The sequence below is a fragment of the Rhizobium sp. NFR03 genome (genome assembly GCF_900111275.1).
Taxonomy (GTDB): domain Bacteria; phylum Pseudomonadota; class Alphaproteobacteria; order Rhizobiales; family Rhizobiaceae; genus Ferranicluibacter.
On record NZ_FOGR01000005.1, the window covers coordinates 396,587 to 410,594 of the forward strand.

The following is a 14,008-nucleotide window of genomic DNA, read 5'->3' on the forward strand; positions in this document are numbered from 1 at the left end:
TGCCCTGCCGGGCAGAGAGGGATTTTCTGTTTCCGGCATCTAACATTCGATAATTCGCCGCAGAGCGGCCTGGAGTAAGCATTGGCCACATTACCTGTCGAGAAAATGCGAGAGCTGGAGCGGCGGTTCGGGGAGATCGAGGCGCGCATGTCGGCGGGGCCGGCGGCCGATGTCTATGTGAAGCTGGCATCGGAATATTCCGAGTTGCAGCCCGTCGTCGCCAAGATCCGCCAGTACGAGAAGGCGCGGGCCGAGCTTTCCGATATCGAGACGTTGCTTTCCGACAAGGCGACCGACCGCGATATGCGCGACCTTGCCGAGATGGAAAAGCCGGAGATCGAAGAGCGGCTGGAAAAGCTCGCAAGCGAGATGCAGATCCTGCTTCTGCCGAAGGATGCCGCCGACGAAAAGAGCGCGATCCTCGAAATCCGTGCGGGAACGGGTGGCTCGGAGGCTGCGCTTTTCGCCGGCGATCTCTTCCGCATGTACGAGCGCTATGCTGCCGACAAGGGCTGGAAGGTCGAGGTGCTCAGCGCCAGCGACGGTGACGCCGGCGGGTTCAAGGAAATCATTGCGACGGTGACCGGCCGCGGGGTTTTCTCCAAGCTGAAGTTCGAATCCGGTGTCCATCGCGTCCAGCGCGTGCCGGATACGGAAACGCAGGGACGCATTCACACCTCCGCCGCCACCGTCGCCGTGCTGCCGGAGGCCGAGGATATCGACATCGACATCCGCGCCGAGGACATCCGCATCGACACGATGCGCTCGTCGGGTGCAGGCGGCCAGCACGTCAACACGACGGATAGCGCCGTGCGTATCACGCATATGCCGTCTGGTATCGTGGTCACGAGTTCGGAGAAATCGCAACACCAGAACCGGGCGAAAGCCATGCAGGTTCTTCGTTCGCGTCTCTACGACATGGAGCGGCAGAAGGCCGACAGCGAGCGCTCGGCATCCCGCAAGAGCCAGGTCGGTTCCGGCGACCGGTCCGAACGCATTCGGACCTATAATTTTCCGCAAGGTCGCGTCACCGATCACCGTATCAACCTGACGCTCTATAAGATCGACCGGATGATGATGGGCGAGATCGACGAGGTGGTGGATGCGCTGCTTGCCGACTATCAGGCCGACCAGCTTGCCCGCCTCGGCGAACAGCAGGGCTGACCGGTGGCCGACACGATCGACAGCCTGCTCGCCGAGATGCGGACGGCCCTTCGCCAGGCGGATTTCGAAGATCCGGCTCAGGAAGCGCGTATTCTCGTGGGAGGTTTGCTCGGTCTGACGCCGACGAAGCTGATGAGCCGGGGCGGGGACGTTGTTGCTGCGGACAAGGTCGCCCTGATCCGCGCCGGGATCGCGCGGCGGCTGGCCCGCGAGCCGCTGCACCGCATTCTCGGCGCACGGGATTTCTATGGGCTGACATTGTCGCTTTCCCCTGAAACGCTGGAGCCGCGCCCGGACACGGAGACGCTTGTCGAGGCGATGTTGCCGCATGTGCGGGCGACGGTTGCGCGGGTCGGGCAGTGCCGGATTCTCGACCTGGGAACAGGCACCGGAGCGATCTGTCTTGCCCTGCTCAGTGCGGTTGCGGAGGCCAAAGGCGTCGGCGTGGATCTTTCCAAGGATGCGCTTTCGACCGCAAGCGCCAATGCGCAGGCGCATGGTCTGTCCGACCGGTTTCGCGCGGTCCAGAGCGACTGGTTTGAAAAGATCGACGGGCGTTACCATATCATCGTCTCGAACCCCCCTTACATCCGGTCAGAGATCATCGACGCGCTGGACCCGGAGGTTCGGCTTTTCGACCCGTTGCTCGCGCTCGATGGCGGCGCGGAGGGGCTGGATGCCTATCGTATTATCGCCGCGCGTGCGGCTGTTTTTCTTGAAGATGAGGGCGTGATCGGACTGGAGATCGGCTTCGATCAGAAGGACAGCGTGACGCAGATCTTCAGGGACGAAGGGTTCGAGAGGACCGCTTTCCTGCGCGATCTTGGCGGAAACGACCGGGTGCTCGTCTTTCGCCGTGCGGATGCTGGCGCGGCGCGAGCGATGCGCACGGCAGCCTGTTGAAAACAGCCTGTTTACTGCCTTGGCAATGCGATGTTCTTTTCGCAGACGCAAAGAAAAGGCTTGGAATTGGCGGGGAAGACGGATAGGTTGCCGCCACGCACTGAGCAGACGGTCAAGGATGTCGGGATTCGTTCCGGTCAGACCTCTCCGCAGGGAATGCTCTTCTGACACAAGAGCTTGGGTCGACAGTGCCTGGTGCGGGTACCTGTTAATTTGACGCCAACCAGCGAGATGCCTTTTCAGGCTGCTGGGTCGCGGCGTGCCTTCTCGGTTCGACTCCCCCTTATGTCGGGAGCTGCGAGAAGGTGTTTACCACGATGGCCGGAGCCATGAGGCCGGACGCCATATGAACCATCATGATCAAGAGATTTCGGGTGACGATAGGATGAGGCCAGGACAGCAGAACAAGCGCGGCCGTGGGCGTAACAACAATAATAATAACAACAATAACAATGGCGGCGGCGGCAACAATCATAACCGGAAGGGGCAGAACCCGCTCACCCGGACCTATGACAGCTCCGGCCCCGACGTGAAGATCCGCGGCACCGCGCAGCATATTGCCGAGAAGTACACGACGCTCGCGCGGGATGCGCAGAGCTCCGGCGACCGGGTCATCGCCGAAAACTATCTCCAGCATGCCGAGCACTATAACCGCATCATCGCAGCCGCACAGGCGCAGATGCAGGAGCGCTTCCAGCGTGACGATCGCCCGTCCTACGATGGCAACGACATGGACGGTAACGACCGTGACGGCATGATGGACGACGATCAGGACCAGGGCTACGACGATCAGCCGGTCATGCAGCAGCCGACACCCCGCCGAGAACAGCCCCGCCAGCAGCAGCCTCAACAGCGCACGGAACGCACCGAACGGCCGGACCGTCAGGAACGCGCCGAGCGGAGCGAACGTCCGGTTCAGGCGGATCGCGCCGAGCGGACGGAACGTCCGGAGCGTAATGAGCAGGCAGAGCGGCCGGAGCGTACAGAACGCGCCGAACGTACGGAAAGACCCGAACGTGCTGAACGGCCCGAGCGGGCGGAACGCGCTGAACGGAGCGAACGTCCGGAGCGGGCGGAACGTGCACCGCGCGCCGAGCGTCAGCCCCGGGCGGAACGTCCGATCGCTGCCGAGCACCCTGTTGCCGCGACGCCGGAAACGGTCATCGATGGCACGGGTCCGCAGCCGGAGATCGACGGCACGCCCGCCGAAGTCAACATCGAAGATGAGGCCTCCGCAGGCCGCGCCCCGCGGCGCCGGGCCGCACCGCGTCCTCGTCGCCCGCGCCGCACCGAAGGTGCCGCGGAAGAGGGTGCCGGCGGCGAACAGCCGGAAGCCCCGGCTCTGGCCGATTCCGAATAAGCGGTCGCAAGATCATGAGAACTGGAAGGGCGGCGGCAACGTCGCCCTTTTTCGTGGGTGGTTGCAGACGATAGGACATGGCAGAGCGGTCGATGCTGCCGAGCGGCTTGTCCCCGCCGCACCGGGAAAACCTTCGTTCCGAATGATCTCCTGATACGCGGTCGAGGGATCGTCACGCGAACGGGGGAGAAGCCGCACGCTGCTACGGAACTCCAATTCACAGACCCCTTTCGAAGCCAAAGAGCCGACGCGTCATCTCTGGCCAAGGCTAAACAATCGGCCGTGCAGCAGTTGAAACTTATCGTCCACGCGCATTCGGTCTTGCTATTTTCCCATATAGCTCTTTTGCCCATTATCCGACAGACAGAACCGGCCGCCGCGCGGGCCGGTGCAGAACATGCCGCTGCGGCAGCTACAGGTCGTCGTGTTTGTTGTCGGCGCCCATTGCGGTGAGGAATTGAGAAGACCGAGGGGTTGACGGGGTGTCGAGCAGGATTTCTTGCTGGCGCTGATCGAGCCGTCGCGGCAGATGAAGCGCTCTCCCTGACAACGCTCGATGCCGCCTTTCTTGCCGCTGCATGGCGTGTTTCCGGCGGCGGACGCCTCCCCGGCAGTAAGGCCTGAAAGTGATATGGCGACGGCACTGGCGGAGATCTTGCGCCAAAAAGAATGTGTCGGGTAGGCGGGTCGCATGCATCCGTTCCGGGAAAATTCAATTAGCTCAGGTGAAGGTTGCCTCGATGCTCGGCATTTCGGAGCGTTTGTCAATTCTTACAAAAGGGATGCAAGCGATTTGACAGGTCGTCACGGCGTCGCCAATGGGGATATGGTTGCCACCGAGGGCGCTCGACATCGCCCTATCGTTATAGGGAAGGGGCCGGCCATGGCTGGAGATGATCAGACCTGGAAGATCCTGCATTCGCGGTCGCTGATTCGTGATCGGCATATCGATGTCCGCATGGATGCCTGCGAAACACCGTCCGGGTTGCGCGTCGATCCTTATTATGTGCTGACCTATCCTGACTGGGTCGTCGTCGTCGCGATTACGCCGGACCGGCAGATGGTGCTGGTTCGCCAGTATCGGCATGGTGCCGGCAAGGTATTGCTCGAAGCCCCGGCCGGAAGCATCGAGCCGAGCGATGAGGATCCGGAAGCGGCGGCCCGGCGGGAGCTTCTGGAGGAAACGGGATATCGCTGCGAGCAGATGGAGTGGTTGAGTTCACTTTATCCCAATCCCTCGATGCAGACGAACAAGGTGCATGCCTTTCTCGCCCGTGATGTCATCCGGGTGGGGGATCAACAGCTCGATCCGGAAGAAGACGGGATGACGGTCGAGCTTCTGCCCATCGAAACAGTGCTCGCCGGTTTGGGCACGGGGCTCATCGGTCAGTCGATGCATGTCGCTGCGATCCTTCAGGCAATGACGGTGCTGCCGGTGGTCAAGCCGGCGCCTTCCCAGCCTGCAACGCTCAGGGCGGGGGAAACGTGACGCTACCCGACGGGATACGGGTGTTCGGCGTCGATTTCACATCCGCTCCCTCGCGGCGAAAGCCGATCGTCTGCGTCGAGTGCCGGCTGGACGGTGAGGCGTTACGATTCGAGGCGATGCATCGCTGGACGGATTTTCATGGTTTCACTGACTTTCTGTCTTCGTCCGGTCCCTGGATTGCCGGCCTCGACTTTCCCTTTGGGCAGTCACGCAGGTTCATCGAGACGATTGGCTGGCCACCGGCCTGGGAGGATTACGTCAGCCATGTCGCCGGCCTGTCACGCGCCGCGTTCTACGAGGCTTTGACCCAATACCGTCTGCCGCGCGCAACCGGCGACAAGGAGCACCAGCGTTTCATCGACCGTTCGACGGGGGGAATCAGTCCGCAGAAGCTGCACGGGGTGCCCGTCGGCTTGATGTTCTACGAGGGCGCGCGCCGGCTGCTCGCATCCGATGTGCACCTGCCGCTTCTGCGGGCAGGCGATCTGAGACGAGTCGTGGTCGAGGCTTATCCCGGCGTGATGGCGCGGCGGCTGATCGGGCGGCGGTCCTACAAGAACGATACGCGCAGCCTGCAGACGGCGGAGCATCGGTCAGCTCGTCTCGATCTGTTCGACCATCTTTGCGATGCGGCGTCGAACCGATCCCTCTCCGGCTTGCGGGTCGAGGCACCGCGGTCGGTTGCCGAGGACCCGAGCGGGGATGGGCTGGATGCGCTCCTTTGTGCGGTGCAAGCAGGCTGGGCTTATGGGCGCAAAGACACCGGTTTCGGCATTCCGCAGCATGCCGATCCGCTGGAAGGCTGGATCGTCGATCCGGCTCTTTTGAACGTGTCCGATAGAGATGGAACAATCTCTCGTCAAAGCGGGAATGAGGAGATTTTAGCTCTTTAATTCGGCAAAAATGGCTCCCATATCTCAGGTCGAAGCGGGAAGAGGCTGCGATCCGCAGCGTCTTCCTTGCATTACGAGGCTTGCCGATTTCGGGAGCCTGATCCCAACCGCCGGGACGTGCCGCATGGGCGTTCCGGTTCCAAGGAGGTACACGATGGATATCGAGAAATATTCCGAACGCGTGCGCGGTTTCCTGCAATCGGCGCAGACCTATGCGCTATCTGCGGGGCATCCCCAGTTCACGCCCGAGCACGTGCTGAAAGTGCTGCTCGATGACGACCAGGGCATGGCCGCCTCGCTGATCGAGCGTGCGGGCGGCCGTGCAAAGGACGCCAAGCTTGCCAATGATGCAGCGCTGGCCAAGCTGCCGAAGGTTTCCGGCGGGAATGGCGGCATCGCTCTTTCGCAGCCGCTGGCGAAGGTCTTCACAACGGCTGAAGAGGCTTCCAAGAAGGCGGGCGACAGTTTCGTGACCGTCGAGCGCCTGCTGCTGGCACTGGCTGTGGAAACGTCCGCTTCGACCGCGCAGACGCTTTCGAAGGCCGGCGTGACCGCAGCACGGCTGAACCAGGCGATCAACGAAATCCGTAAAGGCCGCACCGCCGACAGTGCGAATGCCGAAGCCGGATTCGATGCGCTGAAGAAATATGCGCGCGATCTGACGGCCGATGCGCGGGATGGCAAGCTCGACCCGGTGATCGGCCGTGACGATGAAATTCGTCGCACGATCCAGGTGCTGTCGCGCCGTACGAAGAACAACCCGGTGCTGATCGGCGAACCCGGCGTCGGCAAGACGGCGATCGCCGAGGGTCTTGCCTTGCGCATCGTCAATGGCGACGTGCCGGAAAGCCTGAAGGACAAGCGGCTGATGGCGCTCGACATGGGCGCGTTGATTGCCGGTGCGAAGTTTCGCGGCGAGTTCGAGGAGCGGCTGAAGGCCATTCTGTCGGAAGTGCAGGCGGATGCCGGCGAAATCATCCTGTTCATCGACGAGATGCACACGCTGGTGGGTGCTGGCAAGGCCGACGGCGCGATGGACGCGTCCAACCTTCTGAAGCCGGCTTTGGCACGCGGCGAGCTGCATTGCGTCGGTGCGACAACGCTCGACGAGTACCGCAAGCATGTCGAGAAGGATGCGGCGCTCGCCCGCCGGTTCCAGCCGGTCATGGTCAACGAGCCGGATGTCGAGGATACGATCTCGATCCTGCGCGGATTGAAGGAGAAGTACGAGCAGCATCATAAGGTGCGGATCTCGGACGCGGCCCTCGTCGCAGCGGCAACCCTGTCGAACCGTTACATCACCGACCGTTTCCTGCCCGACAAGGCCATCGACCTGATGGACGAGGCCGCATCGCGCCTGCGCATGCAAGTTGATAGCAAGCCTGAGGAACTGGACGAACTCGACCGCCGCATCATGCAGCTGAAGATCGAGCGCGAGGCCCTGAAGAAGGAGACCGACCGCGCCTCGAAGGACCGGCTGGAGAAGCTGGAACTGGATCTGACCGGGCTCGAAGAGCAGGCCGATGCGCTGACCGCGCGCTGGCAATCCGAGAAGTCGAAGCTCGGGCTTGCCGCCGATCTCAAGCGGCAGCTGGACGAAGCGCGTAACGAACTGGCGATTGCCCAGCGCAAGGGCGAGTTCCAGCGTGCGGGCGAGCTTGCCTATGGTGTGATCCCGAAGCTCGAAAAGGAGCTGGAAGAGTCCGAAGCACAGGACGGTTCCGCCGCATCCATGGTTCAGGAAGTGGTGACGCCGGACAATATCGCGCACATCGTTTCCCGCTGGACCGGCATTCCGGTCGACAAGATGCTGGAAGGCGAGCGCGACAAGCTGCTTCGGATGGAAGACGAACTGGCGAAATGGGTCGTGGGGCAGGGGGATGCGGTGCAGGCCGTTTCCCGCGCCGTTCGGCGTTCGCGCGCCGGGCTTCAGGATCCGAACCGTCCGATCGGTTCGTTCATCTTCCTCGGGCCGACCGGCGTCGGCAAGACGGAGTTGACCAAGGCGCTTGCGCGCTTTCTCTTCGATGACGATACCGCGCTCGTGCGCATGGATATGTCGGAGTACATGGAGAAACACTCCGTTGCCCGGCTGATCGGCGCACCTCCGGGTTATGTCGGTTATGAGGAAGGCGGTTCGCTGACGGAAGCCGTGCGCCGCAAGCCCTATCAGGTCGTGCTGTTCGATGAGATCGAGAAAGCCCATCCCGATGTCTTCAACGTGCTGCTGCAGGTTCTGGATGACGGTCGGCTGACCGACGGGCAGGGCCGGACGGTGGACTTCCGCAACACGATGATCATCATGACATCGAACCTCGGTGCGGAGTACCTGACCGGACTTGGCGAAGGCGAGGACACCGACAGCGTCCGCGAGCAGGTGATGGGCGTGGTGCGCTCGGCCTTCCGGCCCGAGTTCCTCAACCGCGTCGACGAGATCATTCTGTTCCACCGCCTGAAGCGCGGCGAAATGGGGGCGATCGTCGATATTCAGCTCGAACGGCTGAAGACGCTGCTGGCGGATCGCAAGATCACGCTGGAACTGGACGGCGATGCCCGGCATTGGCTGGCGGAACGCGGCTACGATCCTGTCTATGGCGCACGTCCGCTGAAGCGGACGATCCAGCGCTATGTGCAGGATCCGCTCGCCGAGAAGATCCTGTCCGGCGATATTCCGGATGGGTCCGTCGTGAAGGTGCTGGAAGGGTCCGACCGGCTGAACTTCAAGCTGCGCGGCACGAGCGAAGACCGCGCTGCCGCCTGATCGTCTCGCCTGATGCGCTGCAGGGCCTTCCCGGGGAAACCGGGGAGGCCTTTTTGTCTCGTGACCTTAATCTCACGGTAAGCCCGATGGGTAAGAAATACAGCGCGGCGAAGAGAGGCGAGGACATGGCAGAGATGAAGCGAAGGGGTCGGGTGGTCGTGATCACGGCCGGCGGACGCAATCCGCAGATCCTGATCAATGCGCTCGCCAGCCGATTTTCCGAGGTTACCGTTCTTCTGGAGCCTGCGGAATCCAAGTCCGTCTTCGTCCGTCGGCGTGCGCTCAAGCTGGGATGGCCGGTTGCGCTCGGTCAACTGGCGACCATGATGGCGTCCAGGTTCGGCAAACGCTTTACCGAAGGCCGTGCGCAGGAGCTTCTGGAGACATATGGCGTTTCCGACGCGCCGAACGGCGATGTCAGAACGGTGCACGTTCCCTCGATCAATACGCCGGAGGCACTGGAGACGCTGACCGAGCTTTCGCCGGATGTCGTCTTCCTCGTCTCGTGCCGTATGCTGTCGGCTGCAACGCTATCTGCAATATCCTGTCCCGTCATCAATTTCCATGCGGGCATCAATCCTCGATACCGCGGGCTGATGGGGGGATACTGGGCACGGGTGCACCGGGACGAGGAGAATTTCGGTGCGACGGTGCATCTGGTCGATGCCGGCGTGGATACGGGCGATGTCCTTTATCAGACGCGTGTGACGCCGGCCAAGCGCGATACGTTGCACACCTATCCGTTGCTGCAGACGGCGGCCTCGACGGACATTGCCGTTCGGGCCGTCGAGGACGCCCTCGCCGGAACGCTCCGGCCGATGACGGTCGCGGGTCCGTCGCAGCAATGGTATCACCCGCCCGTCTGGACATGGATCTGGAACGGGCTGGCGCGCGGCATCTGGTAGGCGTTCTCCGACCGTCGCTTTCCCTGTCGCGACATGTCGTGCAAGGATGCGCGGCGAGCGGCAAAGACGCGCAAGCTTCGCCGGATGGAGATGGTTCGACAATGGCAGGTTTCGCGATGATACCGATGGCGCGCCCGACGGAACGAATGCAACGCACCGAAACCCAAGGCGCAGGGAAGGACGGCACATGACGAAACCTTCGCCCTCCGATCTCGCTCCGGCGGCCAAGCCCGACAAGGGCAATGCGCAGGCTGGCCGCAAGGCGGCGACCGGCGCCTATACGCCTGCCGCCGTTTCGCCAAACCGGCGCGGACAGCGCAGTTTTGCGATCCGCCTCTGGTCGGTGCGTCACGCGCGGCTTCTGGAATGGGTCTATCACCGGTTCGCCTCCGTTTTTCTGGCCTTGCACCCGCTCTGGCGCGCGATCGGATATGCCAGAGCCGAGACTCCGGTGACCGTGGTCGAGCGCGGCGTGAAGGGCCTGCTTTTCGACTGTCGCATGTGCGGGCAATGCATCCTGTCTTCCACCGGCATGTCCTGCCCGATGAACTGCCCGAAGCAATTGCGCAACGGACCCTGCGGCGGCGTGCGCGCTAACGGAAACTGCGAAGTGGAGCCGGACATGCCCTGCGTCTGGGTCAAGGCCTGGGAAGGCTCGCGACAGATGGAAAATGGCGACACTATCCTTGCCGTGCAGCCCCCGGTAAACCAGTCATTGCGCGAAACGTCATCATGGTTGCGGGTGACGGCCGCCGCGGCGCAAGCGCGGGATCATGAGACAGCAAGCTCGGGACGCCCGACATGAGCGCTTTTCCGGGCACTGCCGGCGATCTCCTCCCTGGACATTCCTCACGCGGGCGGCTGGAGCAGGTGCTTCGGCGAGGCGAGTTCGCGGTGACAGCCGAGTTGAACCCGCCCGACAGTGCCGATCCGGAAGAGGTCTATGCGCGGGCCGCCGTGTTTGAAGGCTGGGTGGACGGCATCAACGCGGTCGATGCGTCGGGCGCCAATTGCCATATGTCCTCCGTCGGTATCTGCGCGCTTCTGACCCGCATGGGTTACGCTCCGATCATGCAGATTTCCTGCCGCGACCGGAACCGGATCGCCATTCAGGGCGATGTGCTGGGCGCGGCTGCCATGGGGGTTGCCAATATTCTGTGCCTGACCGGAGACGGCGTGCAGGCCGGCGACCAGCCGGGAGCAAAGCCGGTTTTCGATCTTGATTGCATGTCGCTGCTCGAAACGGTGCGGATCATGCGGGATCACGCGAAGTTTCTCTCCGGCCGCAAGCTGACCGCACCGCCGCGCGTCTTTCTCGGCGCTGCCATCAATCCGTTCGCGCCTCCTTTTGATTTCCGCCCCTACCGGCTTGCCAAGAAGATAGAGGCGGGAGCGCAGTTCGTGCAGAGCCAATACTGTTTCGACGTGCCGATGTTTCGCGCCTACATGGAAAAAGTGCGCGATCTCGGTCTGCACGAGCATTGCCATATCCTCGTTGGCGTCGGCCCCATGGCCTCCGCTCGCACGGCGCGCTGGATCCGCTCCAACGTGCCCGGCGTTCACATTCCCGATGCCATCATCACCCGGCTGGAGGGGGCTGCCGACCAGAAGAAGGAAGGCAAGCAGATCTGCATTGACATCATCAACGAGGTGAAGGAGATCGCGGGTGTCTCCGGCATTCATGTGATGGCCTATCGTCAGGAAGAGTATGTTGCCGAGATCGTTCACGAATCCGGCGTCTTGAAGGGTCGCCGACCTTGGAGACGCGAACAGGACCCGGCGGATGCCGGCGTCGCAGAGCGTCTGGATGCCGCGCGCGAGGGGGAAATGCAGGATCAGGAGAGCCTTGCGGAAACGGCCGCCAAACGGCCGCACTGATTCCGAGTCTCTGGAGCATTTCCAACCGAAGCGTCATCGCCTCTGTGTCGGATAATGCGGTTAAGACAATCGGATCGAGAGGCGCAGGCTTCTACTGCGTCGCGGCCACTTCGCTGCCGCTGTCTTTCGCCAGCAGCTCGTCGATGCGCTGGCGCTCTTCCTCGAACTGTGCGAGTGCGGGGCCGTCCAGCGATTTGCCGCCGGGGAGGCGGATGCGCAGCGGATCGACCCGGTTGCCGTTGACGATCAGCTCGTAATGCAGGTGCGGACCCGTCGACAGGCCTGTCGTTCCGATCCAGCCGATGACCTGACCCTGCGCCACGCGAGCGCCGGGCTTGACGTTCTTGGCGATCGCGCTCTGATGATTATAGGACGAGACGTAACCGTTCGCATGACGAATAAGCGTCTGGTTGCCATACCCGCCGCTATCCCAGCCTGCTTTTTCCACGACGCCATTGCCCGCCGCGATGATCGGTGTGCCACGCGGCGCGGCCCAATCCACACCGGTATGCATGCGCGAGAAGCCAAGGATGGGATGGCGCCGCATGCCGAAGCCCGAGCGGAAGGTGCCGTTGGGCACCGGGTTGCGCAACAGGAACTGCCGGATGCTCTTGCCCATCTCGTTGTAGTAGTCGACCGAATTATCGTCGGGGTCCTGGAAACGGTAGAACCGAGTCTGTGCATCGCCAAACTTGGCGTTGACGTAGAGCAGCTCCGACGCGTCCGTTGCGCGACCGCTCTCGTCCGCAACGGAAAAGAACGCCTCGAGGCTGTCGCTCGGTTTCAACTGTGCCTGAAAGTCGACATTGCTGGCGAGCAGTTTCACCAGCTTTGCGACCATAGCCTGGTTCATGCCGTAGGATAGCGCCGCGCGATAGACGCCGTCATAGACCCGTGGCAGATCGCGCCCGGCCGAAATAGTCGGTGTGCCATTATCATCGAAGGCGGTATAGACGGCGGCGAGTTGCGGCGGTTCCTCGCCGCGGACGAATGTGCCGTGATCGTCCAGCGCCATGGTGAGCACATGTGCGCCGCCCTTGGCATACACGCTGGCGCGCATGACACGCGCCTCTTCGTTTTCGCCCTTCTGAATGATGCCGATCCGGACCACATCGCCTTCATGGAAGACGTCCGCGTTCAGCGCGGTCTTGAAGACGGCGGCAATATCGGCCGCCTGCGCCTTGGAGTATCCGGCGCCACTCAACACGCTCGCCATATCCGTGTCGCGCCGGACGGGAATGACGTCGTCGGCAAACTCCGCGCTGCTGTCATTGATCGTTTCGAACGGCGTCACCGTCATGTTCTCTTCGACCACCCGAGCCGTTAGACCCTGGATCAGGTCGAGCTCGGAGGCGTCAGAAGCGAAGCGTCGCGGATCCACATAGAAGAGCGACGCAAGCTGCGTGTTGCCCTCCGTCAGCGCCGCGCCGTTGGAGCGAACGTTCTCTTCCACCTCATCGAGCGTCATCGATGGCCCGAACTTCAGCGTCGAGCCTTTGAGCGGGAAATCGACGGTCTTCAGCGCAACCTCGGATTCGACATCCGAGCCGTAAATCGTGCCCGTTCGCACAGGGGGAGGGGCGGATGCGGCATCGTCATTGGAGAAGATCGCGAGAGGGTCGAAGGAAGGGTAGGATTCCGATGCCTGATGATTGGCGGCAAGCGTCATCTTCACATGGGCGAAAGGCTGGCGACGAACCACTTCCTTTTCACCGTCGTGAATCATCGTGGAAACTTCAAGGATCGTTCGGTCCGACGGCTTGGCAACGATGACAGGCGATACGATGCGACCGCCGCGTTTTGCGGTTGCTGCCGGCTGGCCCGGGCGCAGAGCAGGATCCACAGCCGCATAGGCTTCAGCGGGGATTGCAAGCTGCTGGCGTCCATCGAGAGCGGCAAAGAGAGCAACGCCCATCAAGAGACTGGATGTAATGCCGGTTAGAAAGGTGCCGGAGAGCCAACGGAGCGAGATCTCGCGGCGATCGGGCGCCCGGCGACCATCGGCCAGTATGGGCGGTTCGTTGCCCAGTGACCGTATCATGGATTTGTCCGTGATCATGCCAGCTGATCGGGTCCCTGTTGAACGCGCCGGTTCTTCTTATAGGCTGCGTATATTGTCCGAAGGTGTGCATCTTTCGCGCGGTCGAGTCAAATCCGGGACGATGCGCGACGCTCTCTGAGACACCGCGAATGTGTAAAACTGAGGGCGACGGATGGTCTTATGACCGTTTCACTCTGTGTCGGGGCAGGGGAGGGGGCTTGAGACCCTGCGAGACAAGGCTTTGTCAGAAAACTGTCATTTTTTTCAAAAACCCTGTTGACGAAACCTCATGCTCGGATCTATAAACCGCACACCAACGAGGGCGGCGGCGCTGCTGGCGACCAACGAACTCGCTCTGAAGTTTCTTGACTTTGTGGCGACTTGGCGGTTTCGGGCAGATGTGCTTGAGGCTCTTGGCGGTGAGATTTTGCGGTGTTTGGGCTTTCGGGCATTGAGCATTTGCGGTTTGGACGGGCTTTGGGTCTGTCGGTTTTTTGACAATTGAAGATGAGAAAGAGAAACGTGGGCGGCGGATGTTGCGCGGATCGGGAAGGGTTTTCGGACCTGGACCGGTTCATGGAATAGACTTCGACGGTCACGTTTTTGGAATGGAA

At 62.1% G+C, this 14,008-nt stretch carries 11 protein-coding genes; 9 read left to right on the forward strand and 2 right to left on the reverse strand.

The annotated features are described in order from the left end of the window. Window positions 1-81: 81 nt before the first annotated feature. The 3 genes from prfA (at window position 82) to BSG19_RS18255 (ending at window position 3,427) form a co-directional block, all read left to right on the forward strand. Window positions 82-1,164, forward strand: coding sequence for a peptide chain release factor 1 (prfA, locus tag BSG19_RS18245; protein WP_092989428.1), 1,083 nt, complete (start codon window positions 82-84; stop codon window positions 1,162-1,164). Window positions 1,165-1,167: 3 nt separating this feature from the next. Further along, window positions 1,168-2,067: a peptide chain release factor N(5)-glutamine methyltransferase gene (prmC, locus tag BSG19_RS18250; RefSeq protein ID WP_092989429.1), complete on the forward strand. Its 900-nt coding sequence runs from the start codon at window positions 1,168-1,170 to the stop codon at window positions 2,065-2,067. A gap of 385 nt (window positions 2,068-2,452) precedes the next feature. Beyond that, complete coding sequence (locus BSG19_RS18255) at window positions 2,453-3,427, forward strand: DUF4167 domain-containing protein (RefSeq protein WP_092989430.1); 975 nt, start codon at window positions 2,453-2,455, stop codon at window positions 3,425-3,427. Window positions 3,428-3,751: 324 nt separating this feature from the next. On the opposite strand, the gene BSG19_RS18260 is transcribed toward BSG19_RS18255, so the two are convergent. Further along, window positions 3,752-4,120, reverse strand: coding sequence for a YdcA family protein (locus tag BSG19_RS18260; protein WP_244529306.1), 369 nt, complete (start codon window positions 4,118-4,120; stop codon window positions 3,752-3,754). Here BSG19_RS18260 and BSG19_RS18265 point away from each other — a divergent pair. From BSG19_RS18265 to BSG19_RS18290, 6 genes are all read left to right on the forward strand, one after another. Further along, complete coding sequence (locus BSG19_RS18265; protein WP_244529307.1) at window positions 4,119-4,916, forward strand: NUDIX hydrolase; 798 nt, start codon at window positions 4,119-4,121, stop codon at window positions 4,914-4,916. The two genes, BSG19_RS18260 and BSG19_RS18265, sit on opposite strands and share 2 nt — an antisense overlap. Next, window positions 4,913-5,809, forward strand: a complete 897-nt coding sequence (locus tag BSG19_RS18270) for a DUF429 domain-containing protein (RefSeq protein ID WP_244529308.1) — start codon at window positions 4,913-4,915, stop codon at window positions 5,807-5,809. The genes BSG19_RS18265 and BSG19_RS18270 overlap by 4 nt, the downstream gene beginning before the upstream one ends. A 154-nt stretch (window positions 5,810-5,963) precedes the next feature. Beyond that, window positions 5,964-8,570 (forward strand): ATP-dependent chaperone ClpB, encoded by a 2,607-nt coding sequence (clpB, locus tag BSG19_RS18275; RefSeq protein WP_092989432.1) that lies wholly within the window; start codon window positions 5,964-5,966, stop codon window positions 8,568-8,570. A gap of 125 nt (window positions 8,571-8,695) precedes the next feature. Then, window positions 8,696-9,475: a formyl transferase gene (locus BSG19_RS18280; protein ID WP_244529309.1), complete on the forward strand. Its 780-nt coding sequence runs from the start codon at window positions 8,696-8,698 to the stop codon at window positions 9,473-9,475. A gap of 187 nt (window positions 9,476-9,662) precedes the next feature. Further along, window positions 9,663-10,280, forward strand: a complete 618-nt coding sequence (locus tag BSG19_RS18285) for a methylenetetrahydrofolate reductase C-terminal domain-containing protein (RefSeq protein ID WP_092989434.1) — start codon at window positions 9,663-9,665, stop codon at window positions 10,278-10,280. Next, window positions 10,277-11,353, forward strand: a complete 1,077-nt coding sequence (locus BSG19_RS18290) for a methylenetetrahydrofolate reductase (protein WP_092989435.1) — start codon at window positions 10,277-10,279, stop codon at window positions 11,351-11,353. Before BSG19_RS18285 ends, BSG19_RS18290 begins: the two co-directional genes overlap by 4 nt. Before the next feature lie 91 nt (window positions 11,354-11,444). Here BSG19_RS18290 and BSG19_RS18295 read toward each other — a convergent pair whose 3' ends face one another. Further along, entirely contained in the window at window positions 11,445-13,412 is a 1,968-nt protein-coding gene (locus BSG19_RS18295) for a M23 family metallopeptidase (protein WP_092989436.1), read from the reverse strand. Between the last annotated feature and the right edge of the window lie 596 nt (window positions 13,413-14,008).

Excerpts from the sequence above, each read along its gene's own strand:
- BSG19_RS18255 (WP_092989430.1), top strand. The coding sequence starts at position 2,453 with ATGAGGCCAGGACAGCAGAACAAGCGCGGCCGTGGGCGTAACAACAAT.
- BSG19_RS18265 (WP_244529307.1), top strand. The coding sequence starts at position 4,119 with ATGCATCCGTTCCGGGAAAATTCAATTAGCTCAGGTGAAGGTTGCCTC.
- BSG19_RS18260 (WP_244529306.1), bottom strand. The coding sequence starts at position 4,120 with ATGCGACCCGCCTACCCGACACATTCTTTTTGGCGCAAGATCTCCGCC.
- clpB (WP_092989432.1), top strand. The coding sequence starts at position 5,964 with ATGGATATCGAGAAATATTCCGAACGCGTGCGCGGTTTCCTGCAATCG.
- BSG19_RS18280 (WP_244529309.1), top strand. The coding sequence starts at position 8,696 with ATGGCAGAGATGAAGCGAAGGGGTCGGGTGGTCGTGATCACGGCCGGC.
- BSG19_RS18285 (WP_092989434.1), top strand. The coding sequence starts at position 9,663 with ATGACGAAACCTTCGCCCTCCGATCTCGCTCCGGCGGCCAAGCCCGAC.
- BSG19_RS18290 (WP_092989435.1), top strand. The coding sequence starts at position 10,277 with ATGAGCGCTTTTCCGGGCACTGCCGGCGATCTCCTCCCTGGACATTCC.
- BSG19_RS18295 (WP_092989436.1), bottom strand. The coding sequence starts at position 13,412 with ATGATCACGGACAAATCCATGATACGGTCACTGGGCAACGAACCGCCC.